Origin of the sequence: Burkholderia sp. AU45274 (genome assembly GCF_030482505.1) — a bacterium.
Classification (GTDB): domain Bacteria; phylum Pseudomonadota; class Gammaproteobacteria; order Burkholderiales; family Burkholderiaceae; genus Burkholderia.
Window position 1 is genome coordinate 1 of record NZ_JAUJQE010000008.1, and the last position, 21,196, is coordinate 21,196.

At 63.8% G+C, this 21,196-nt stretch carries 17 protein-coding genes; 8 read left to right on the plus strand and 9 right to left on the minus strand.

Annotated elements, in window-relative coordinates; all coding sequences use genetic code 11:
- Positions 1-150 (minus strand): FAD-dependent oxidoreductase (locus QZM35_RS25975; protein WP_200162071.1); only part of this gene is annotated, 150 nt, incomplete at its 3' end.
- Positions 151-369: 219 nt separating this feature from the next.
- Positions 370-1,215 carry an enoyl-CoA hydratase/isomerase family protein gene (locus QZM35_RS25980; RefSeq protein WP_089434239.1) on the minus strand — a complete coding sequence of 282 codons (846 nt, stop codon included), beginning with the start codon at positions 1,213-1,215 and terminating at the stop codon, positions 370-372.
- Positions 1,216-1,684: 469 nt separating this feature from the next.
- Here QZM35_RS25980 and QZM35_RS25990 point away from each other — a divergent pair, with 469 nt between their 5' ends.
- Both QZM35_RS25990 and QZM35_RS25995 read left to right on the plus strand, forming a co-directional pair.
- Complete coding sequence (locus QZM35_RS25990) at positions 1,685-2,434, plus strand: electron transfer flavoprotein subunit beta/FixA family protein (RefSeq protein WP_301777072.1); 750 nt, start codon at positions 1,685-1,687, stop codon at positions 2,432-2,434.
- A gap of 16 nt (positions 2,435-2,450) precedes the next feature.
- Positions 2,451-3,395 (plus strand): electron transfer flavoprotein subunit alpha/FixB family protein, encoded by a 945-nt coding sequence (locus tag QZM35_RS25995; RefSeq protein ID WP_301777073.1) that lies wholly within the window; start codon positions 2,451-2,453, stop codon positions 3,393-3,395.
- Between the two features lie 54 nt (positions 3,396-3,449).
- Here QZM35_RS25995 and QZM35_RS26000 read toward each other — a convergent pair whose 3' ends face one another.
- The 7 genes from QZM35_RS26000 to QZM35_RS26030 form a co-directional block, all read right to left on the minus strand.
- On the minus strand, positions 3,450-4,238 hold the full coding sequence (locus QZM35_RS26000; protein WP_039343247.1) for an IclR family transcriptional regulator: 789 nt from the start codon (positions 4,236-4,238) through the stop codon (positions 3,450-3,452).
- A gap of 7 nt (positions 4,239-4,245) precedes the next feature.
- On the minus strand, positions 4,246-5,115 hold the full coding sequence (locus tag QZM35_RS26005) for an IclR family transcriptional regulator (protein ID WP_301777074.1): 870 nt from the start codon (positions 5,113-5,115) through the stop codon (positions 4,246-4,248).
- 299 nt (positions 5,116-5,414) lie between these two features.
- Entirely contained in the window at positions 5,415-6,566 is a 1,152-nt protein-coding gene (locus QZM35_RS26010) for an NADH-dependent flavin oxidoreductase (RefSeq protein ID WP_301777075.1), read from the minus strand.
- 193 nt (positions 6,567-6,759) lie between these two features.
- Entirely contained in the window at positions 6,760-7,692 is a 933-nt protein-coding gene (locus tag QZM35_RS26015; protein ID WP_039343245.1) for a LysR family transcriptional regulator, read from the minus strand.
- Positions 7,693-7,783: 91 nt separating this feature from the next.
- On the minus strand, positions 7,784-11,293 hold the full coding sequence (locus QZM35_RS26020; protein WP_301777076.1) for a pyruvate carboxylase: 3,510 nt from the start codon (positions 11,291-11,293) through the stop codon (positions 7,784-7,786).
- Between the two features lie 239 nt (positions 11,294-11,532).
- Positions 11,533-11,712, minus strand: a complete 180-nt coding sequence (locus tag QZM35_RS26025) for a hypothetical protein (RefSeq protein WP_301777077.1) — start codon at positions 11,710-11,712, stop codon at positions 11,533-11,535.
- 20 nt (positions 11,713-11,732) lie between these two features.
- Positions 11,733-12,884 carry an acyl-CoA dehydrogenase family protein gene (locus QZM35_RS26030; protein ID WP_047853010.1) on the minus strand — a complete coding sequence of 384 codons (1,152 nt, stop codon included), beginning with the start codon at positions 12,882-12,884 and terminating at the stop codon, positions 11,733-11,735.
- Positions 12,885-13,126: 242 nt separating this feature from the next.
- Between QZM35_RS26030 and QZM35_RS26035 the strand changes: the two genes are divergently transcribed.
- From QZM35_RS26035 to QZM35_RS26060, 6 genes are all read left to right on the plus strand, one after another.
- On the plus strand, positions 13,127-14,002 hold the full coding sequence (locus QZM35_RS26035; RefSeq protein WP_174957548.1) for a MaoC family dehydratase: 876 nt from the start codon (positions 13,127-13,129) through the stop codon (positions 14,000-14,002).
- Between the two features lie 24 nt (positions 14,003-14,026).
- Positions 14,027-14,776 (plus strand): SDR family NAD(P)-dependent oxidoreductase, encoded by a 750-nt coding sequence (locus QZM35_RS26040; RefSeq protein WP_043185634.1) that lies wholly within the window; start codon positions 14,027-14,029, stop codon positions 14,774-14,776.
- Positions 14,777-14,868: 92 nt separating this feature from the next.
- A complete protein-coding gene (locus tag QZM35_RS26045) occupies positions 14,869-16,074 on the plus strand; it encodes an acetyl-CoA C-acetyltransferase (protein WP_301777201.1) in 1,206 nt (401 codons plus the stop codon).
- A gap of 12 nt (positions 16,075-16,086) precedes the next feature.
- Entirely contained in the window at positions 16,087-18,042 is a 1,956-nt protein-coding gene (locus QZM35_RS26050; protein WP_301777202.1) for an AMP-binding protein, read from the plus strand.
- Positions 18,043-18,060: 18 nt separating this feature from the next.
- Positions 18,061-19,242 (plus strand): CaiB/BaiF CoA-transferase family protein, encoded by a 1,182-nt coding sequence (locus QZM35_RS26055; protein WP_301777078.1) that lies wholly within the window; start codon positions 18,061-18,063, stop codon positions 19,240-19,242.
- 490 nt (positions 19,243-19,732) lie between these two features.
- Entirely contained in the window at positions 19,733-20,914 is a 1,182-nt protein-coding gene (locus tag QZM35_RS26060; RefSeq protein WP_089434227.1) for a porin, read from the plus strand.
- Positions 20,915-21,196 lie beyond the last annotated feature (282 nt).

Here is a 21,196-nt window from a genome sequence, read left to right on the forward strand (position 1 = left end):
GCACACGCCGATCTCGGTGCCTTTCTCGGCGGCCAGCTGCTTGAGCCGGATCGCCGCCGACAGCCCGGCGGGGCCGCCGCCGACGATCACGACGTCGTATTCCATCGATTCGCGCGGGCCGTATTGCTCGATGAGACTGGTTTGGGACATGTGCTGATTCAAATCATGTAGGCGCGACAGATTCCCATCGCGTGTTGAACTCGGCTTCGTCGTCGTGACCAGCCGACCTTTTTCAATCGCTCAGTGTGCGACCGCGCTCCTACCCCGGTCGACCGGTAAGCGGAGTCAGTGGTCGCGGGTGTGCCACAGCGGCAAACGCGAGCCCATGCTGCGCACGCCGGGCCCCATTTCTTTCACCGATCTTCCGGCTTATACGCTCCGCGTCGGAGACACCGGCGTTTCGAGGGGGAATTCCGGCGCGCGCTTGTCGCGGAACGACTTCACGCCTTCGCGTACTTCAGCCCCGCCGAACCCAAACATTTCCAGTGCCAGCGACGCGTCGAAAGTCGGCCCAGCCTGGCGCAGCCAGTTGTTGAGCGCGTATTTGGTCAAGCGTATCGCCGACGGTGCGCCGTTCACGAGCCGCACAGCGATCGACAACGCCGTTTCCTGAACGTCGGCATCGTCTACCGCGACGGATACCAGTCCGATCTGCTCGGCCTTCTCGCCATTCACGGGTTCGCACAGCATCAGGTGATATTTGGCTTTCGCCATGCCGCAAAGCAGCGGCCAGATGATCGCTGCGTGATCGCCTGCTGCGACGCCGAGCCGCGTATGACCGTCGACCAGGCGTGCCGATCGGCCGGCCACCGAAATATCCGCGAGCAGCGCCGCCACAAGCCCTGCACCCACCGCCGAGCCATGGATCGCGGAGACAATCGGCTTCGAACAGTTGATGATGTTGTAGACGAGATCCTTGGATTCGCGCCAAACGCGCACCCGCGCGTCGAACGAATCGATCATTTCCTCGACCATGTCGAAGTCGCCACCTGCAGAGAATGCCTTGCCTGCGCCGCACAGGATCACGGCAGCGACACTCGGATCCTCGTCGACGTCTCGCCACACTCGCGCCAACTCCTCATGACCTCGCGCGTCGAGCGCGTTGAGTCGCTCCGGACGGTTGAGCGTAATGCGCAAGACCCCCTTCGCGGGTCGATCGAACGCAAGACTCGAATACGACGCGTATATGGATGTCTCCTGATCGCTCTCTGACATGATTCTTCCTTTCTATGTTTGACTCACGGAGCCGCGCGACGTGATCCCGTCGTCCACCGTGACAATCGTTCCGGACGTATAGCCGGACTTGCCGGATGCAAGGAATACGAACAGCTCCGCGAACTCGTCGACAGTCGCAGCGCGACCACCCATCCGAACGAAGCCGACGCGATTTCGGCATGCGCTGGGCTTTGATCTCAATCGTGTGCGCGGCGTCTGGAAGCGTCAACGCACGACCAGGTGTTGTTCCGTACGTCGGAATAACCACAACGCAGCTTTTCGTCTGTGCCGCGCCATCCGGCACGTATTGTCGATTCCACGCGCTCCTCGCGGTTTCCGAAGTACGGAATCATTGAACCGCCGGTGTTGACCTGACCATGGCAGAACCGACACTGTTGACGCTACGCCAGTGCGGCAGATTATTCCGTGCAGTGGGTGCTGGATTGTTGATTGGAAAAGGAGACGCAAAGTGAAGGTATTGGTCCCGGTCAAGCGCGTCGTCGACGCGAACGTGAAGGTCGGCGTGAAATCCGACCAATCGGGCGTCGACATTGGGAACGTGAAGATGTCGATGAACCCGTTCGACGAAATCGCGGTGGAAGAAGCGGTGCGCCTGAAGGAAGCGGGCGTGGCGACCGAAGTGATCGCCGTATCGGTAGGCGTCGCGCAGGCGCAGGAAACGCTGCGTACGGCGCTGGCGATCGGCGCGGATCGCGCGATCCTCGTCGAGTCGAACGACGGCGTCGAGCCGCTGGGCGTCGCGAAGATCCTGAAGGCGCTGGTCGACAAGGAGCAGCCGCAACTGGTGATCCTCGGCAAGCAGGCGATCGACGACGATTCGAACCAGACTGGCCAGATGCTGGCGGCGCTGGCAGGCCTGCCGCAAGCGACGTTCGCATCGAAGGTGACGGTGGCCGACGGCCGTGCAACCGTCGCACGCGAAGTCGACGGTGGCGCGGAAACGCTGTCGCTTCAACTGCCCGCCGTCATCACCACGGATCTGCGCCTGAACGAGCCGCGTTACGTGACGCTGCCGAACATCATGAAGGCGAAGAAGAAGCCGCTGGAAACGGTGAAGCCGGAAGACCTGGGTGTCGACGTCGCGCCGCGTCTGAAGACGCTGAAAGTGGTCGAGCCGCCGAAGCGCGCAGCCGGCGTGAAGGTGCCGGACGTGAAGACGCTGGTCGAGAAGCTGAAGACCGAAGCCAAGGTGCTGTAAGAGGGAGCGGAAAGAAATGACGATTCTGGTGATTGCAGAACACGACAACGCGTCGATCAAGGCCGCGACGCTGAACACGGTGGCGGCGGCGGCCGAGGTTGGCAAATTCGTCGGCGGCGACATCCACGTGCTGGTTGCGGGCCACAACGCGCAAGGCGCAGCCGACGCGGCAGCGAAGATCGCAGGTGTTGGCAAGGTGTTGCTGGCCGACGCGCCGCAACTCGAAGCGGGCCTCGCGGAAAACGTCGAAGCGACTGCGTTGAACATCGCGAAGGACTACTCGCACATCCTCGCGCCGGCGACGGCCTACGGCAAGAACATCGCGCCGCGCATCGCCGCGAAGCTGGACGTCGCGCAGATCTCGGACATCACGGCAGTCGATTCGGCCGACACGTTCGAGCGCCCGATCTACGCGGGCAACGCGATCGCGACGGTGCAGTCGAGCGATCCGATCAAGGTCATCACGGTGCGTGCAACGGGTTTCGATCCGGTGGCAGCGGAAGGCGGCAGCGCGTCGGTCGAGAAGATCGAAGCGGCAGCCGATGCCGGCAAGTCGCAGTTCGTGAGCCGTGAAGTGACGAAGCTGGACCGTCCGGAACTGACGAGTGCAAGCATCATCGTGTCGGGCGGCCGTGGCCTCGGCAGCGGCGAGAACTACACGAAGGTGCTGGAGCCGCTGGCGGACAAGTTGAGCGCGGCACTGGGTGCGTCGCGCGCGGCAGTCGACGCCGGCTACGTGCCGAACGACTATCAGGTCGGCCAGACCGGCAAGATCGTCGCACCGCAGCTGTACATCGCGGTCGGTATCTCCGGTGCAATTCAGCATCTGGCAGGCATGAAGGATTCGAAGGTGATCGTCGCGATCAACAAGGATCCGGAAGCGCCGATCTTCAGCGTGGCCGACTACGGCCTCGTCGGCGATCTGTTCTCTCTCGTGCCTGAGCTCGTGAGCGAACTGTAAAACCATCGCCCCTGCGATGCCCTGACGTCCATCGGATCATGGAACTGCCGGACATCAGGGCTCGCAGTCGACATCACTCAAAATAAACGACAGCGTTTCCGCCGCGGCCTTCAATTCGGACACGACTCGCCGACGGATTGCAGTCATATCCGGCTCCAGCTCGACCGCCCCACAGTTCAGCGCCATCAGCGTGTGGGTACGACCGACCACAATAGGCACTGCTATGCCGTATGCATTCCGCTGATATTCGCCAACCGACATGCACACGCCCGACTGCTCCAGGTCGGCAAACGCCGCATCAAGGTTCTTTTGGACGACATCCGCGTCGTCTCCTGCCGCTTCGAGCAACTCCGCGATCAATGCATCGCGCGCATCCTCAGGTAGTCCGTAGAGGTAAGCACGGCCGACAGCAGTCGACTCCATCGGCAGCAAGGAGCCGACGCCAAGCCGCAAGGTCGCGATCTTGGGGCTTGCTCGCCACGCGATATACACCATGTCGAGCCGATGCGGGACCGCAAGCGCTACCGACAGATCCAGCTTGTCGGCAAGTTTCTGCATCACGGGCGTAACCAGACGCGTGACCGGATTTGCCTCCAGGTACGCGTGGCCGATGCTCAATGCGCCGGCACTGAGTTCGAACTGCCGGCCGCCGCCCACGCGGCGCAGATAACCCGTCGAAATCAGCGTCGACGTCAGGCGGGACACCGTCGCCTTCGGGAGACCGGTACGCCGTACCAGTTCCGCATTCGACAAGGGCGCACGTACCGCCCGAAACGCATGCAGCACCTCGAGCCCTCGCTCGACGGTCAACGTCACACCTGTTTGGCTGTCGGTCTTTTCCATATTCGTATCAGCCGGCGACGATCGCCTGCTCCTGCAAATGCCGGGCTGCTGCAACGAGACGCGGCCCGAGTTCACGCTCGACCCGCGCACGTCCCAGCCGGGCGCTGCGGCCAATGCATGCGAGCACGAGCGGGGTATGGTCCTGGACCACCAGCGGCACCGCGAGAATCGTAAGATCCGGCTCCCACTCGCCCAGCGACACGCAATAGCCGACGTTGTGCACCTGTGAAATGCCCTCGCTGATACGACGACGCAGGTTGGGCCAATCACGCCCTGTCTTGCGTTCGATGTTGCCCAGCAAATAAAAGCGTTCGAGTTCCGGCAGTGCCGCAAGCATGGCCCAGCCCATCGGCGATGATGCGATACGCAGGCGAGTGCCCGCATAGAGCTTCAGATCGACTGACGCCGGCTTGCTCGCGCACGTTTCCAGCACGATCACATCGAGACGATCCCGTGTGCCGAGTACCACATAGGTTTCGCTCGCATTCGCGAATGCCTGCATTTCAAGTCGCGCGAGCAGTTGAACGTTGGAATGAGCGATCGCCGCATAGCCGAGCGACAACACGGGCGCGGCAAGCCGGTACTTTCGACGCTGCGGCGAATAGTGAAGGTAACCGAGCGCGACCAGGGAACGCGCCATCCGCGAAACCGTCGGTGCAGGAATACCCGTCTCAGCCACGAGCTCCTGGTTGCCGAGCCACGGCTCGTGCGGCGAAAACGCAGCCAGTATCGCGAGACTCCGTGCCAATGGAACGACCATCGCTTGGGACGCGGATCCGCTGTCCAGATTCCGGCCGTCGTCGAGCGACGTCTCGCCCCAGGTTGCCTTCTCCTGTCCGGACGCGGGTGTCTCTGCCTGGCGTGCGTGAGGCGACATCGATTGCTCCGTTTGTCTCGATCTGGCTCTGAAAACGGCCATGAACTATCTGTTCTGCAACCACGGACCGCGCGCGGCATCAACGGCGCGCGCAACGTGACTGCATCCGATGGCATTCATTACAGGACCCGGGAAGCGTCAAGTCAATTGGATTGCCGACTCATTCCGTACTTTGAAAGACGAAACAGAACGAACACATCACCCGGAGGCGGAGAATCGACGGCTTTTCGCAACTGAGCCATCGGAACACCTGCTGTGCCACCAATCATAGTACGGAACAAATCCGCAATCGCCCCGGATCAGTCGACAACCGCCTCTGGCCGATGCACGGGAATCCAGCCAGGCGCCATTTCAATCGCCGCCCACAAGCCATCCGGAATCGACAATTGCGACTGCTCGCCCATATCGATTGCGTGGCGAATTTGTGCGTCGCAACCTGTTTCGGCGATCGCCACCCAATCCGGATTCATCACGAGCCCTTTTCCAACCGCTACCAGCGACAGCCCGAGATCGAGGGCATCCGCGGCTTCGCGCGGGGTGCGAAGCATCCCGGCAGACATCACCGGCACGCGGCCGCCGACATGGTCGACGATCGCTTTCACCGTGAGGCCGGTATCCGCGCCCAACGGCCGTGCACCTCGAACGTCATTGAGCGACGCGTGCACGTAGTCGACCCCGCCCTCGATGAGCTTGTCTACCAGTGCGCAAACATCCGGCACACGATATCCGCCCTCCTCGCGCTCCTCCGGAGATATCCGGTAACCCAACAGGAACGGGCGCTTCGCGTACGCGGCAATCACACGTCGCGCCTCGCTGACGACCGCCAGCGGAAAGCGCATGCGGTTCTCCAGCGACCCACCCCATTCGTCACAGCGCCGGTTGTAGCGCGGAGAAAAGAAATTTTGCAGCAGGAAGCCATGCGCGCCGTGCAGTTCCACGCCATCGAATCCCGCTTCGATCGCCCGGCGAACGGTGTCGCCAAAAGCCCGCACCATGTCTTCGATCTCGTTGGACGCCAGCGGTCGCGGCGTTACGTCACCGCGGTTGAACGGTCCCGCCAGTGCGGCGACGGCGGATGCGCTCACGAGTTCGCCATTCGGGACGGCCTCGACAACGGCTTTGTTGCCAGCATGGAAAATTTGCAGGACGGCAAGCGCGCCACCGCTCTTGGCCGCTTCGGCCAGTCTTCTCAGGCTGGGAATGAAACGGTCGTCGTAAGCGGCAAACTCGTCGGTAAAGCCGATGCCGTTCTCCGTCACATGCGTACAACCGGTCACGACCATGCCAACACCTTGAACACGGCGTCGGTAGTAGTCGAGTTCGGCGTCTGAAATGGCGCCATCGGGGTCGGCGGACCAGGTCGTCATCGGTGCCATCACAACGCGATTGCGCAGTGTCAGGCCATTACGAAAAACAAGAGATCGGAAAAGGGAAGCATGCTCATTCGTCATTTGAATGCGAGGCCATCGCTCGTCGCGCAGCCCGTGAATACAGGAGCAACGATGATGCGGGCGGGATGCATCGCCATCAAGACACACGAGACGACATCAGTGTTAATTCGAGATTGACAACGAGGGCCGCCGAGACCGAGTCATTTCGACGCATTGCCGGCGATCGAGCGATTTCCCGAGCACGCTCGAAATGTCAGGTCACGTTGAGCGCGGCCATATCCGCTTCGAGGGCCGTCGGAATCGATGCTTGCAGCGACTCGACGAAGGTCCGGATCTTCGCATCGAGATACTGGCGTGATGGATAGAGTGCGTAAGCCGTCAGCGACTGCAGCGTGTAATCGGGCAGCACCCGTACCAATCCGCCACCTCGCAGGGTCGGCACTGCAGTCGACATGGGCAATGCGCCGATTCCGGCGCCAGCGCGCAAGGCAACGGCCAGCGCCTCTGCCGTATTGACCCGGAGCTGGGCCGGTGGCAGTTCGAAACGCTCGGCACCATGCGGCCCGGTCAACTGCCAGTGGTTGTTCGGGAACACGGACGAGACGATTTGCAGGCAAGCGTGTTCAGCAAGCATTTGCGTATCGAGCGGTACGCCATGCGTGTCGAGATAGGCCTGTGATGCACACAGCACACTGCTGAGCCTACCGAGACGCTTCGACACGAGCCCCGAATCCGGCAGGTCAGCCGCACTCAGCTGCAGCGAGACGTCATAGCCGTCATCGATCAAGTCCGGCACATGCTGAGACAGCGTCAGTTCGACCAACACGTTCGGATAGGATTGCCGATATGCCAACACGGCCGGCAATACATAGCTCTGGCCGAAACCCGGTGTCGCGTGTACGCGCAGGCGCCCCGCCGGCCTCGCATGCGCGTCGGCCGCCTCCGCCTCGGCCAGGTCGATGCCGGCGAGAATCTGCTCGCACCGACCGAGATAGCGTTCACCCGCTTCCGTCAGTGCGATCCGCCGCGTCGTTCGGTTGATCAACCGCGTCCTCAGATGCGTCTCGAGCGCACCAACCGCACGCGACACGAGCGCGGTTGTAACGTCCATACGCTCTGCCGCGCCGGTAAAGCTGCCCTCTTCGGCAACGCGCACGAAGAATTTCATTGCTTGAAGCTTGTCCAACCGATCACTTCCTAATCAAATCGATCCGATCAAAGGGACGCGACAGACGGCAACGCGCATCTGGAATCGTGGTCCGACAAGCGAGCCGGCATTACACGGCTCCCTTCATCTCGATCAGCAGATCCTTCGCCGCCACCCGCTCGCCCGGCTTCACGTGCACGGCCGCGATCTCGCAGTCGCGCTCCGCCGCGATGTGTGTTTCCATCTTCATCGCCTCGAGCGCGATCAGCGTCGTACCGGCCGTCACGCGCTGCCCCGGCTGCACGGCGACCGTCACCACCGAGCCCGGCATCGGCGCGGCGATGTGCAGCGGATTGCCCGGATCGGCGCGCTGCAACCCATGGCGCTCCTTGCCCGCGTGCACGACCGTCTTCTGCTCGACCAGCGCGGAGCGCGACTGGCCGTTCAGCTCGAACAGCACCTTCACGATGCCGTCCTCCGCATCGGCGTGCTGGCCCTGCAGCGACACGAGCAGCGTCTTGCCCGGCTCGATGTCGATCGCCACCTCCTCCTGCGGCTGCAGCCCGTACAGGAACGCCGACGTCGGCACGACCGACGTGTCGCTGTAGGAGCGAACGTGCGCATAGTAGTCGACCGTCTGCTTCGGATACATCAGGTACGACGCCAGTTGCCGATCGTCGAGCGGCTGCTCGCACGCGGCCTCGGCCTGCTTGCGTGCCGCGTCGAGATCGACCGGCGGAATCTGGTCGCCCGGGCGATACGGCGCCGGCGGCTCGCTCTTGAGCACCTTGCGCGACAGCTCGGCCGGGAAGCCGTCGGGTGGAAAGCCCAGCTCACCCTTGAACAGCGACACGACCGATTCCGGAAACGCGATGTCCTTGTCCGGGCTGCGCACGTCGTCTACGCTCAGGTCGTTCGCGACCATCATCAGCGCCATGTCGCCGACCACCTTCGACGTCGGCGTGACCTTCACGATGTCGCCAAACAGTCGGTTCACGTCTGCATACGCACGCGACACCTCGGTCCAGCGATGATCGATGCCGAGCGAGCGCGCCTGCTCGCGCAGGTTCGTGTACTGGCCGCCGGGCATCTCGTGACGGTAGACGTCGGCCGTGCCCGCGCGGATCTCCGATTCGAACGGCGCGTAATAACGGCGCACGCCTTCCCAGTACATCGATGCTTCGTGCAGGCGATCCTGGTCAAGCCCCGGATCACGCTCGCTGCCGGCCAGCGCGGCCGCGATGCTCGACAGGTTCGGTTGCGACGTGAGCCCGCTCATCGCATCGAGCGCGCCGTCCACCGCGTCGCAGCCCGCGCTGACCGCCGCGAGCACCGACGCCGCAGCGATGCCGCTCGTGTCGTGCGTGTGGAAATGCACGGGCAGCCCGGTTTCCTCCTTGAGCGCCTTCACGAGCGTCGCGACCGCTTGCGGGCGACAGATGCCGGCCATGTCCTTGATGCCGAGCACGTGTACGCCGGCCTGCTGCAGCTCGCGCGCGATGCCGACGTAATACTTGAGGTCGTATTTCGAACGCGACGTGTCGAACAGGTCGCCGGTGTAGCAAATCGCGCCTTCGCAGAGCATCCCGCTCTCGCCCACCGCGTCGATCGCCACGCGCATGTTGCGCACCCAGTTCAGCGAGTCGAACACGCGGAACACGTCGACGCCAGCGCTCGCGGCCTGTTGCACGAAGAAGCGCACGACGTTGTCCGCGTAGTTCGTATAGCCGACCGCGTTCGAGCCGCGCAGCAGCATCTGGAACAGGATGTTCGGCACGCGTTCGCGCAGCAGCGCGAGCCGCTCCCACGGGTCTTCCTTCAGGAAGCGCAGCGCGACGTCGAAGGTCGCGCCGCCCCAGCATTCGAGCGAGAACAGCTGCGACAGCTCGCGCGCGTAGAACGGCGCAATCGGCAGCATGTCGGCCGTGCGCATGCGCGTCGCGAACAGCGACTGGTGCGCGTCGCGCATCGTCGTGTCGGTCAGCAGCACCTGTTTCTGGTCGAGCATCCAGCGCGCGAACTTCTCGGGGCCAAGCTCGCGCAAGCGATCGCGCGTGCCGGCCGGGATCGCCCCGGCCGTATCGATCTTCGGCAGCACCGGTTTCTGCAGCGGCAGCGCCGGCAGCGTGCGGCCGTTCATCTCGGCGTTGCCGTTGACGTTCAGCTCGCCTAGATAGCGCAGCAGCTTCGTCGCGCGGTCGCCGCGTTTCGCGAATTCGAGCAGTTCCGGCGTCTTGTCGATGAAGCGCGTCGTCACGTCACCCGCGATGAAGGCCGGATGGTTGATCACGTTCTCGAGGAACTGCAGGTTCGACGTGACGCCACGAATCCGGAACTCGCGCAGCGCGCGATCCATCCGGTGAATCGATTCGGCCGCCGTCGGCGCCCAGGTCGTCACCTTCACGAGCAGTGAGTCGTAGTACGGCGTGATCACCGCGCCGCCATAGGCGGTGCCGGCATCGAGCCGCACGCCGAAGCCCGCCGCGCTTCGATAGGCCGTGAGCCGCCCGTAGTCGGGCAGGAAGTCGTTCTCCGGATCCTCGGTCGTGATCCGGCATTGCAGCGCGTTGCCGTTCAGCGGAATCGCGTGCTGCTCCGGCACGCCGGCTGCGCGCGCGATGAGCGAGCCGTCGCCGTCCGTCGCATCCTCCGTCAGCCCGATCTGCCCACCTTCCGTGATGCGGATCTGTGCCTTCACGATGTCGATCCCGGTGATCATCTCGGTCACCGTGTGCTCGACCTGGATGCGCGGGTTCACCTCGATGAAGTAGAACTGGCCGGTGTCGGCGTCCATCAGGAATTCGACGGTGCCCGCGTGCGTGTAGCCCACGGCACGCATCAGGCGCAGCGCCGATTCGCACAGTGCTTGCCGGCCGTCGTGATCGAGATACGGCGCCGGCGCGCGTTCGACGACCTTCTGGTTGCGTCGCTGCACCGTGCAGTCGCGCTCGTACAGATGCACAACCGTGCCGTGCAGGTCACCGAGCACCTGCACCTCGACGTGCCGCGCATTGCGCACGAGTTTCTCGACGTACACCTCGTCGTTGCCGAACGCGGCCAGCGCCTCGCGGCGCGCGACGGACAGCAGCGTCTCCAGGTCGCGTTCGTTCTCGAGCACGCGCATGCCCCGCCCGCCGCCGCCCCAGCTCGCCTTCAGCATCAGCGGATAGCCGACTTCCGCGGCGAGCGCGCGGCACGCAGCGAGATCGTCCGGCAACGGCGCGGTCGCGGGCATCACCGGCACGCCAGCGGCGATCGCCGCGTTGCGCGCGGCTACTTTGTTGCCGAGCGTGCGCATCACGTCCGGCGACGGGCCGATCCAGCGGATGCCTGCATCGATCACGGCCTGCGCGAAATCCGGGTTCTCGGACAGGAAGCCGTAGCCGGGATGGATCGCGTCGACGTTGGCCTGCCGTGCGACACGCAGGATATCGTCGATGTCCAGATACGCGGCGAGCGGCTTCTTGCCCTCGCCGATCAGGTAGCTCTCGTCCGCCTTGAAGCGATGCAGCGCAAGCCGGTCTTCCTTCGAATAGACCGCCACCGTGCGAATGTTCAGCTCAGCGGCGGCACGCATCACGCGGATCGAGATTTCCGAGCGGTTCGCGATCAGGATGGACTGGATGGGGGTAGAAGTCACGGCAGCTATGAATCGTTAAGGGTTAAAGAGATCCTGTCGACGCGATCCATCCGCCGCCGAACCGATTTCCCGGGGATGCGCGAGATCTGCGGCGTCGTTCGCGATGCATCGGACCTGCTTCCGGGCATCTGCATTCTCACGAGTTCTGCCGGGAGTCGCTATCGGCATCGCGACGACGAACAGCACTCAGCCGACCTGCTGACGGCATCGGTGCGGCGTGCAGATGCCCGAAACCAGCGTTAGTCGCGGTGCATGAACAACGATGTGTGATCCATCCAGTCATAGTGAGCGCTGCCGCCGGCCCACGCCCAGTTCACGGCATCGCACCGCACCCCGTTCGGGCTCAGGCGTGCGAACGATCGTTCGGCCTCCGTCGTCTTGTCGCGCCGTGCTTCGGCCTGCTCGTCGAATCCCGTCATTGCACCCTCCGCGTCGCGCTTCATTGAGCGTCACGGACCATGTTGCGGGCGATCACCACCTGCTGGATCTGGGTCGTGCCCTCATAAATGCGGAACAGGCGCACATCGCGATAGAAGCGCTCGATCGCGTATTCGGCCATGTAGCCGGCGCCGCCGAAAATCTGCACGGCGCGATCGGCCACACGGCCGCACATCTCGGAGGCGAACAGCTTCGCGCATGAGGCCTCGGTGCTGACCGGCAGCTTGTCGTCGCGCCGGCGCGCGGCATCCACCACCATGCAGCGAGCCGCGTAGATCTCGGCCTTGCTGTCAGCCAGCATCGCTTGCACGAGCTGGAAATCGGCGATCGGCTTGCCGAACTGCTTGCGCTCCATCGCATAGGACAACGCCATCGACAGCATTCGCTCGGCCACGGCCACGCATACCGCGGCGATGTGGATCCGGCCCTTGTCCAGCACCTTCATCGCCGTCTTGAAACCCTGCCCTTCCTTCCCGCCGATCAGGTTCGCCGCCGGCACGCGCACGCCGTCGAAAATCACGTCGCACGTATGGGCACCTTTCTGCCCCATTTTCTTGTCGCGCTTGCCGAAGCTGATGCCAGGCGTTTTCGCATCGACGATGAACGCCGAAATGCCGCCCGAGCCTTTGTCGTCCGGATTGGTGCGGGCCATCAGCGTGAAGATGCCCGCGTGAGGCGCGTTCGTGATGAAGCGCTTGGTGCCGTTGACCACGTAGTCGTCTCCATCCCGGATCGCCGTGGTGCGAAGTGACGCCGCGTCGGAGCCCGCTTCCGGTTCGGTCAGTGCGAACGACGCGATCAGCTCGCCAGTCGCGAGGCGCGGCAGATACTTCTCCTGCTGCTCGGGCGTGCCGTCGAACAGGATGCCCTGCGAGCCGATGCCCACGGTGGTGCCCAGCAACGATCGAAATACCGGTGACGCGCGGCACAGTTCGAACACCGCCAGCACCTCCTCTTCCATGGTCAGCTCCAGACCGCCGAAGCGTTCCGGAATGGTGAGGCCGAACAGGCCCATCGCCTTCATGTCGGCGACGATGTCGTCGGGAATCTCGTCGGTTTCGGCAACGAGTTCCTCATTGGGCATGAGCCGCTCGCGGACGAAGCGGGCGATGGATTCGAGCAGGCCGTTGAGCGTTTCTTGATCGCGAATCATGTCGGTACGCCAGATGAAGGGATGAACATGCTCCGATGCTGCGCCGGCCGCCAACGCGATACAACCGATCCGCCGAAAACGTTCCGCAGAATGAAAGTGCCACGACGAGGCTGGCATTGGCGATCGGCCACGACAGGGATGGCAGCTCCTGCCAAGGTACGGAACAACGTTCGGCGATCCGTTGACCGCCGTTCGAGCCGGTTCCATCGTAGGAGCTCGAGTCAACTGCCGTTACGTCCACCATGCCGCTCCAGCCGAATCACTTGCTGTCCCGCCCGTTCCCGTCCATCGAGCACGCGTACTCGCTGCGCGACACCCAGCTCTACGCGCTCGGCCTGGGCCTCGGCGCCGATCCGCTCGATGCGGGGCAATTGCGTTACGTCTACGAAGGCAAGGACGGTGCGTCGCTCCGTGCGCTGCCGACTATGGCGAACGTGCTCGCGTACCCGGGCTTCTGGGCGCGCGAACCCGACACGGGCATCACCTGGCAAAAGATCCTGCATGCGGAGCAGGAAATCAGGATTCACGCGCCCCTGCCGGCCAGCGGCCGCGTCACGGGCACGACGCGCATCACCGGCCTGTGGGACAAAGGGGAAAACAAAGGCGCGTTTCTCCAGCAGACGCGCGACATCGCGGACGCCGAGACGGGAAACCTGCTCGCCACCGTCGTCCAGCTGAGCCTGTTGCGCGGCGATGGCGGGTTCGGCGAAGGCGGTAGCACCGACGCCCTGCCGACACCGCACGCGATGCCTGACGGCGCGCCGGACTGTGTATGCGAGTTGACCACCCCGACGCAACTGGCACTGATCTACCGATTGAGCGGCGACCTGAATCCGTTGCACGCCGATCCGGCCGTGGCCTCCGCGGCAGGGTTTCCCCGCCCCATTTTGCACGGCATGGCCTTGATGGGCGTCGCAGCGCACGCGGTGCTGCGTACGGTGCTGGCCTACGACGACACACGCTTTGCAGGCATGCGCGTGCGCTTCACCGCGCCGGCGTGGCCGGGCGATACGCTGCGCACCGAGATGTGGATACGCGGCAACACGGTTTCACTGCGCGTCACGGCCGTGGAGCGCAACGTGGTGGTTTTGACCAACGCGCGGGTTGACCTGCGCTGAAACGCAATTCTTCAGGAGACACACATGGATCTGGGTTTGACCGGCAAAGTTGCCATCGTCACGGGCTCGGCTCGCGGCCTGGGCGCCGCCACCGCGCGCCGGCTCGCACAGGAAGGGGCGAGCGTCGTCATCACCGACATCAACGCCGAACTGGCGCAAGCCACGGCCAAGGCGCTGCAGGACGACGGTCTGGCCGCACACTGCATCGTAGGCGACATCACGCGGGAAGCCGACGTCCAGCGCCTCGTCGACCAGACGATCGAGCATTTCGGCGGCGTGCACATCCTGGTGAACAACGCCGGTGCACCGCGCGACAAGTACCTGGTCAAGATGAGCGAAGACGACTGGGATTTCGTCATGAACGTCATGCTCAAGGGCGCCTTCCTGGCCGCGCGGGCCGTGATGCCGCATTTCATCGAGCAGGGCTGGGGCCGGCTGATCAACATCAGCTCGCGCGCCTATCTGGGCAATCCCACGCAGGCCAACTACTCGGCTGCGAAGGCCGGCCTGATCGGCATGGCCAAGGCGCTGTCGATGGAAGAAGGCCGCTACGGGATCACGGCAAACTGCGTAGCGCCGGGTTTCATGGAAACGGAAATGGTGCAAGCGCTGCCGACCTACGAAACGATCAAGGAACGCGCCGTGGCCGCGCAGCCGATCAAGCGCGTCGGGCGTCCGGACGACATCGCCGACGCGGTGGCTTTCCTCGCCAGTGAGCGCGCCGGTTTCATCAGCGGCGAAGTGCTGCACGTCACGGGCGGTCGCTACGGCTGATCCGGAGACGGCATCGCAACGAACATGGCTGCCGGCGCGTGACACGCGAACAAGGGTGGCTGAAGATTGATGACATTCAAGAGGCATTCGAAATGAAACGAGCAGCCATCGTCTCCCCGCTGCGCACCCCCGTGGGCGCGTTTGGCGGAGCGTTGAAGAGCGTTCCCGTGGAGGAACTCGGCGCGACCGTCGCGCGCGCCGTCGTTGAGCGTACCGGGCTCGATCCCGCACGCATCGACGACGTCGTGTTCGCGCAAAGCTATGCGAGCGGCGAAACGCCGTGCACCGGGCGTTGGGTCGCACTGCAGGCGGGTTTTCCGATCGAAGTGGCCGGCATGCAGCTGGACCGGCGTTGTGGCGGCGGCGTCCAGGCGCTCGCCACGGCAGCCATGATGGTGCAGACCGGTGCGGCCGATGTCGTGATGGCAGGCGGCGTCGAAAGCATGAGCAACGTTGAGTTCTATACCACCGACATGCGCTGGGGCAAGCGGGCAGGTTCGGTCACGATGCACGACAGGCTCGACCGTGGCCGTGAACGCTCGCAACCGGAAAGCCGCTTCGGCCGTATCAGCGGCATGATCGAAACCGCCGAGACGCTGGCACGCGAATACGACATCACGCGCGACGCGTCCGACCGCTTCGCCGCGCGAAGCCACCAGCGCGCCGCCGCCGCGCAGCAGGCCGGATATTTCAATACCGAGATCGTTCCTGTATCGGTGCCTCAGCGCAAGGGCGACGCGTTGATCGTCTCTCAGGACGAGGGTGTACGCGGCGAAACGTCTATCGAAAGCCTCGCGAAGCTGCGTACGATCATGAAGGACGGCGTCGTCACGGCCGGCAATGCGTGCCAGCAGAACGACGCGGCCGCCGCCTGCCTGATCGTGGCCGAGGACAAGCTCGACGAACTCGGCCTGACGCCGATCGGCTGGCTGGTCGGCTGGGCCGCCGCCGGCTGCGACCCGGCCCGCATGGGCATCGGCCCGGTGCCTGCCGTGCAGAAGGTGCTGGCACGCACCGGCTTGACGTTCGACCAGATGGACCTGATCGAGCTGAACGAAGCGTTCGCGTGCCAGGCGCTGGCCTGCGTGAAGGGCTGGGGCAGCTCGATGGCGACGCTGGAAGACAAGCTCAACGTGAACGGCTCGGGCATCTCGCTGGGCCACCCCGTGGGCGCGACGGGTGTCCGCATCATGAGTACGCTGCTGCACGAAATGCAGCGCCGCAAGGTCCGCTATGGGCTTGAAACGATGTGCATCGGCGGCGGCCAGGGTATCGCGATGATTGTCGAGCGGGCATAAGGCAGGAGACCGATCATGAGCAACCATGAATCCGGCCAGGTGTGGCAACCCGGCCAGCGCGAGCTGCAGCACGCCGGCATCGTGAAACTGATGCACGCATTGGGCGTGCCGTCGTACGAAGAACTGATGCGTGTGTCGATCGCGGAGCCGGCGCGTTACTGGACGACGGTGATGGACGAATGCGCAATCGCGTGGGACGCACCGCCGACAGGCTACGTTGACCTGTCGAGCGGCCCGCAGTTTCCGAGCTGGTTCCCCGGCGGCAGGCTCAACTGGGTCAACACCATTTATGGCTGGGCCCGCAGCCCCGCCACTGCGCAGCAGAAGGCCGTGGTCGCCGAGCGTGAGGACGGCAGCATAAGCGAGCTGACCTACGCGGAGCTGGCGCAGCGCGTCAGCGATTTCGCCGCAGGACTCGTGCGGCATGGTGTCAAACAGGGCGACCGTGTCGGTCTGCTGATGGAAAACGGCATCGAGGCGACCGTCTCGCTGCTGGCCATCGTGCATCTCGGCGCGCTGGTCGTACCGTTGTTCAGCGGCTTCGGGGTCGATGCGATCGTGGCTCGCCTGTCGGCGGCCGAGGCGCGCATCGTGATCGCATCCACCGGCTTCTCGCGCAGAACCAAGCGGGTGGATGTACAGCGCGCGCTGCGCGATGCATGGCGCCAGTTGCCGTTGCTCGAACACGTGATCTGGAAGCGCGGCGAAGGCGACACCGCTCAAGATACACGCGACCTCGACTGGCAGGAAACGGCAAGCGCCGGACTGGGTCAGGGCGTCCCGCCGGTGTCCGTCACGCCCGATACGCCGTTCATGGTGATTTATACGTCGGGCACCACGGGCAAGCCGAAAGGCGTGGTGCATACGCACGGCAGCTTCCCGATCAAGATCGCGCACGATTCGCTGGTTCACTTCGACGTGCATCCCGGCGACGTCTATTGCTGGCCCGCCGACATGGGCTGGATCGCGGGCACGCTGGTGCTCGGCTGCGCACTGCTGCGGGGCGCGACGCTGGTGTGCTACGACGGCGCGCCCGACTACCCCGACTGGTCGCGCATGTCGCGCGTGGTGGAACGTCACCGTGTCACGCACTTCGGATCGGCGCCCACGCTGATCCGCGGGATGGCCAGCCACGAGGCGCTCGCGCTCGCGGGCGATCGCTCCACCGTCCGATTGCTGATCACGGCAGGCGAAGGCATCGCACCCGAGCATTTCAACTGGTTCCTGCAGCGCTTCGGCGACGGCACGGCGCCCGTCATCAACTACACGGGCGGCACCGAGGCATCGGGCGCGCTGCTCGCGAGCGTCCCGATTCGGCCGATTCCGCCGAGCGGCTTCAACACCGTCTCGCCCGGCGTGGCCGCAGACGTGGTGAATGCCGACGGCCAGAGCGTGACCGGCGAAGTCGGCGAACTGGCAATCCGTGCTCCGTTCGTCGGTATGACGCAGTCGTTCTGGCACGACGACGAACGCTACCTGGAAACCTACTGGCAGACCATTCCGGGCATCTGGGTCCATGGCGACCTGGCGCTGCGCACGTCCGATGGCAACTACTTCATGATGGGCCGTTCCGACGACACGCTCAAAGTCGCCGGCAAGCGCCTGGGGCCGGCCGAGGTCGAGGAAGTCGTGCTGGAACTGCCGGACGTGGCCGAGGCGGCCGCGATCGGCGTCGCCGATGCGGACAAGGGCCAGAAACTCGTCGTGTTCGTCGTGCCGAAGCCCGGCGCCGGTGGCGCGGGTGCGGATCTGGAGGCCATCGTGTCCGGCCACGTCGACAAGCGTCTCGGTCGCCCGTTCCGGCCGGGCCGAGTGCATGTGGTCGCGCAACTGCCGAAGACGCGCAGCTCCAAGATCATGCGGCGCGTGATCCGCAGCGTGTACTGCGGGCAGCCCCCGGGCGACCTGTCGTCACTCGACAACCCCGGCGCGCTCGACGAAGTGCGCGCTGCCGCGACCTCCGCCTGACTCAACCGCACACGAAACATGAAAGTACTCGAAGGCATCAAGGTCCTCGATTTCGGACGCTTCATCGCCGGGCCGTTCTGCTCGGCACTGCTGGCCGACTATGGTGCGGATGTCATCCGCATCGATCGTGTCGGCGGCGGCGAGGATCGATTTATCGTACCCGTGACCGAGCACGGCGAAGGCGCACTTTTCTTGCAGGTCAACCGCAACAAGCGCTCGATGACGCTCGATCTGGACAGCCCCGAGGGGCGCGATATCGTGCGCAAGCTGGTTGTCGATGCCGACGTGGTGATCGCGAACATGCCGCCCCGCACGCTCAAGAGCCTCGGGCTCGACTACGACAGCCTGTGCGCGATCAAGCCCGACATCATCCTCGTTGCGTCCAATGCATTCGGCAACAGCGAAGCCGTGCGCGACCGCGTGGGCTTCGATGGCGTCGGCCAGGCACTGAGCGGCGCGGTGTACATCGCAGGTACGCCCGATCGACCGCAAAAGGCCATGGTACCGGTGGTGGACTTCGCCACGGCGTTCTCGTGTGCGCTCGGCGTCATGCTGGCGCTCTACGAACGCCAGCGCAGCGGCATGGGACAGGAAGTCAGCGCGTCGTTGCTGTGCACGGGCCTGAACATGGCCAGCGGCGCGCTGATCGAGGAAGCGTTGCTCGGGCTGGATCGCCAGGCCACGCTGAACCGTGCGTCCGGCTACGCGCCGTCCGACATCTTCAAGGCGACGGACGGCTGGTTCATCACCCAGGTCATCGGCCGTCCGATGTTCAAACGATGGACGCAACTCATGGGCCGACCGGAACTGCTCGACGATCCGCGCTTTGCCGATGACAGGCTGCGCGGCGAGAACGGCGCGTTCCTGAGCGAGCTGATGAGCGCATGGTGCGCGGACAAGACGCTCGCCGACGCGCTGGCCGAATTGGAGCAGGCACGCATCCCTGCGAGCCCCGTCAATTCGCCACGCCAGGCACTGGAAGACGAAACCATCAAGGCTGCCGACGTGATCCACTGGATGGATTATCCCGGTGCGCCGAAAAAGGTGCCCATCTTCGCCACGCCCGTGTCGTTGTCGCGCACGCCGCCGGAGATCCATACGCGACCACCGTTGACCGGCGAGCATACCGATGAAATTCTCGCCGGCATCGGACTGGATGCACGCGAGGTTGCCGATTTGCGATCACGCAAGATCGTCTGATCTGCCCTTCCACATCGCCACGCGCACCGGCCATCGATTCGACGGCTGGTGCACAACCGTTCCGGATCAAACAACGTACAACAAGGAACGTGTCGAGACATATGCCGCACTGGAATTCAATCACGTCGACCGAATGCCGGCGCGCTCGGATAACGTGTCTTGCCGGCACTTGAACGGGCCGCGCATGATCTCGGGTTCCAACTTGACGCGGTTTACCCGTAGGGGTCTCTACCCCATCCGCACGGCCTCGGATCATGCGCATTCCAATGCACGGAATCAGACGGGCCAACCGATTGACGATGGGGGTGGTGGCGAATCTAATCATCGAACGTAGCGATTTCTGGACCAGGTAGATTCTGTTGTACCGATCTGAAGTCTCTTCCCAAGGAATCTCATCGGTTCAATTTAATCAGGTTTCCGAATCAACTTTTTGATCCATGAATCGCCACGTCACGATGAATAAATTCAGAAGAGAATTTGGAGACGTTCAATGAGAAAGGCAATTGCGCTTTGCGCAGCGGCAGGCTTCGTCAGCGGTACGGCAAGTGCGCAAAGCACCGTACTGCTCTACGGGATTCTGGATGAGGGTGCCAACTACGTCAGCAATGCGGCTGGCCATCATCTTTACAATCTCTCGAGCGGCGTCCTGAATGGCAGCCGCTGGGGGCTGCGTGTACGGGAGGATCTCGGCAGTGGCTATGGTGTGATCGCCGTGATGGAGAACGGGTTTGACGTCAATACCGGCAAACTCGGCCAAGGCGGCCTCGAATTCGGTCGGCAGGCGTACGTTGGCCTGTCCAGCCCGTATGGCACGGTAACGCTCGGGCGACAATACGATTCCGTCGTCGATACGCTCGGCCTGTTCGAGGTGGGTGATCAATGGGGCGGCTCCATGGCCGCTCACCCCTCCGACAATGACAACTTCAACAATACGAACCGCGTCAACAACGCGATCAAGTACACCAGCCCGCTCTTTCATGGCGTGACGGCAACCGCGCTCTACTCGCTCGGCGGTGTCGCGGGGCATACGGGCCGCAATCAGATCTGGTCAGCCGGTGTCAGTTACGCGAATGGTCCCCTTTCTTTGGGCGCCGGCTATCTCAACGTCCGAAACCCGAACACGTCGTTCTATGGCTCCGGCGGAACCGTCGCCGCCACGGTCAATGAAGTGCCGGGCTCGAACTTCGGCGCATCACCGGTGATCTCGGGCTATGCGTCGGCGCATTCGCTGCAAGTTATCGGCGCCGGTGCCGCGTATACGATCGGCGCGCTGACGTTGGGAACGACCTACTCCAATACGCAGTTCCGTCATCTTGGCGACACATCGAGCGGGCCGGTGCCCGCTGGCGGCATCGCAGGAACCGCAAAGTTCGACAACGTCGAAGCGAGCGTGAAATACCAGTTCACGCCGTCATTCCTCATCGGTGCCGCGTATGTCTACACGCGGAATAGTGGCGCCGATTCCAAAGGAGGAGCTCATTACAATCAGGCTTCCGTCGGAGCCGATTACTTCCTCTCGAAGCGCACCGACGTCTACCTCGTCGGCACCTATCAGCGTGCCAGCGGGACCGACTCGACCGGGCGAGTCGCCGTCGCGTCCATCAATCAGTTGACGCCGTCGACCTCCAATCACCAGACCGCGATTCGCGTCGCCATTCGACATCGGTTCTGATCCGCGGCGATCGCGTCGACTCATGTGCCGACGCGCCGCGCCGAAGCGATCCCGTTGGCGTATCGGGTTCGCGGGAGGACGCGCGGCGCAAATGATTTTCGGCATGCTTCCACCGGGATCGCCATCCTTCCCTTCAACGGTTGACCGGCCACGCACATCATGAATGAACACAAGGAAACCTGTCGGACTTCGTCGACGGAGGTAAAGCGAGCAAGTTCATCTCGCTCGATCAACGTTCGTGGAAAGCATCCCAAGACAGCATCCGTTGCGCGACGTTCATGC

Bases quoted from the DNA above. Each gene is read 5' to 3' on its own strand.
- QZM35_RS26060 (WP_089434227.1), top strand. From the start codon at position 19,733: ATGAGAAAGGCAATTGCGCTTTGCGCAGCGGCAGGCTTCGTCAGCGGT.
- QZM35_RS26055 (WP_301777078.1), top strand. From the start codon at position 18,061: ATGAAAGTACTCGAAGGCATCAAGGTCCTCGATTTCGGACGCTTCATC.
- QZM35_RS26040 (WP_043185634.1), top strand. From the start codon at position 14,027: ATGGATCTGGGTTTGACCGGCAAAGTTGCCATCGTCACGGGCTCGGCT.
- QZM35_RS26025 (WP_301777077.1), bottom strand. From the start codon at position 11,712: ATGACGGGATTCGACGAGCAGGCCGAAGCACGGCGCGACAAGACGACG.
- QZM35_RS26010 (WP_301777075.1), bottom strand. From the start codon at position 6,566: ATGACGAATGAGCATGCTTCCCTTTTCCGATCTCTTGTTTTTCGTAAT.
- QZM35_RS25980 (WP_089434239.1), bottom strand. From the start codon at position 1,215: ATGTCAGAGAGCGATCAGGAGACATCCATATACGCGTCGTATTCGAGT.
- QZM35_RS26030 (WP_047853010.1), bottom strand. From the start codon at position 12,884: ATGATTCGCGATCAAGAAACGCTCAACGGCCTGCTCGAATCCATCGCC.
- QZM35_RS25995 (WP_301777073.1), top strand. From the start codon at position 2,451: ATGACGATTCTGGTGATTGCAGAACACGACAACGCGTCGATCAAGGCC.
- QZM35_RS26005 (WP_301777074.1), bottom strand. From the start codon at position 5,115: ATGTCGCCTCACGCACGCCAGGCAGAGACACCCGCGTCCGGACAGGAG.
- QZM35_RS26000 (WP_039343247.1), bottom strand. From the start codon at position 4,238: ATGGAAAAGACCGACAGCCAAACAGGTGTGACGTTGACCGTCGAGCGA.
- QZM35_RS26035 (WP_174957548.1), top strand. From the start codon at position 13,127: ATGCCGCTCCAGCCGAATCACTTGCTGTCCCGCCCGTTCCCGTCCATC.
- QZM35_RS26045 (WP_301777201.1), top strand. From the start codon at position 14,869: ATGAAACGAGCAGCCATCGTCTCCCCGCTGCGCACCCCCGTGGGCGCG.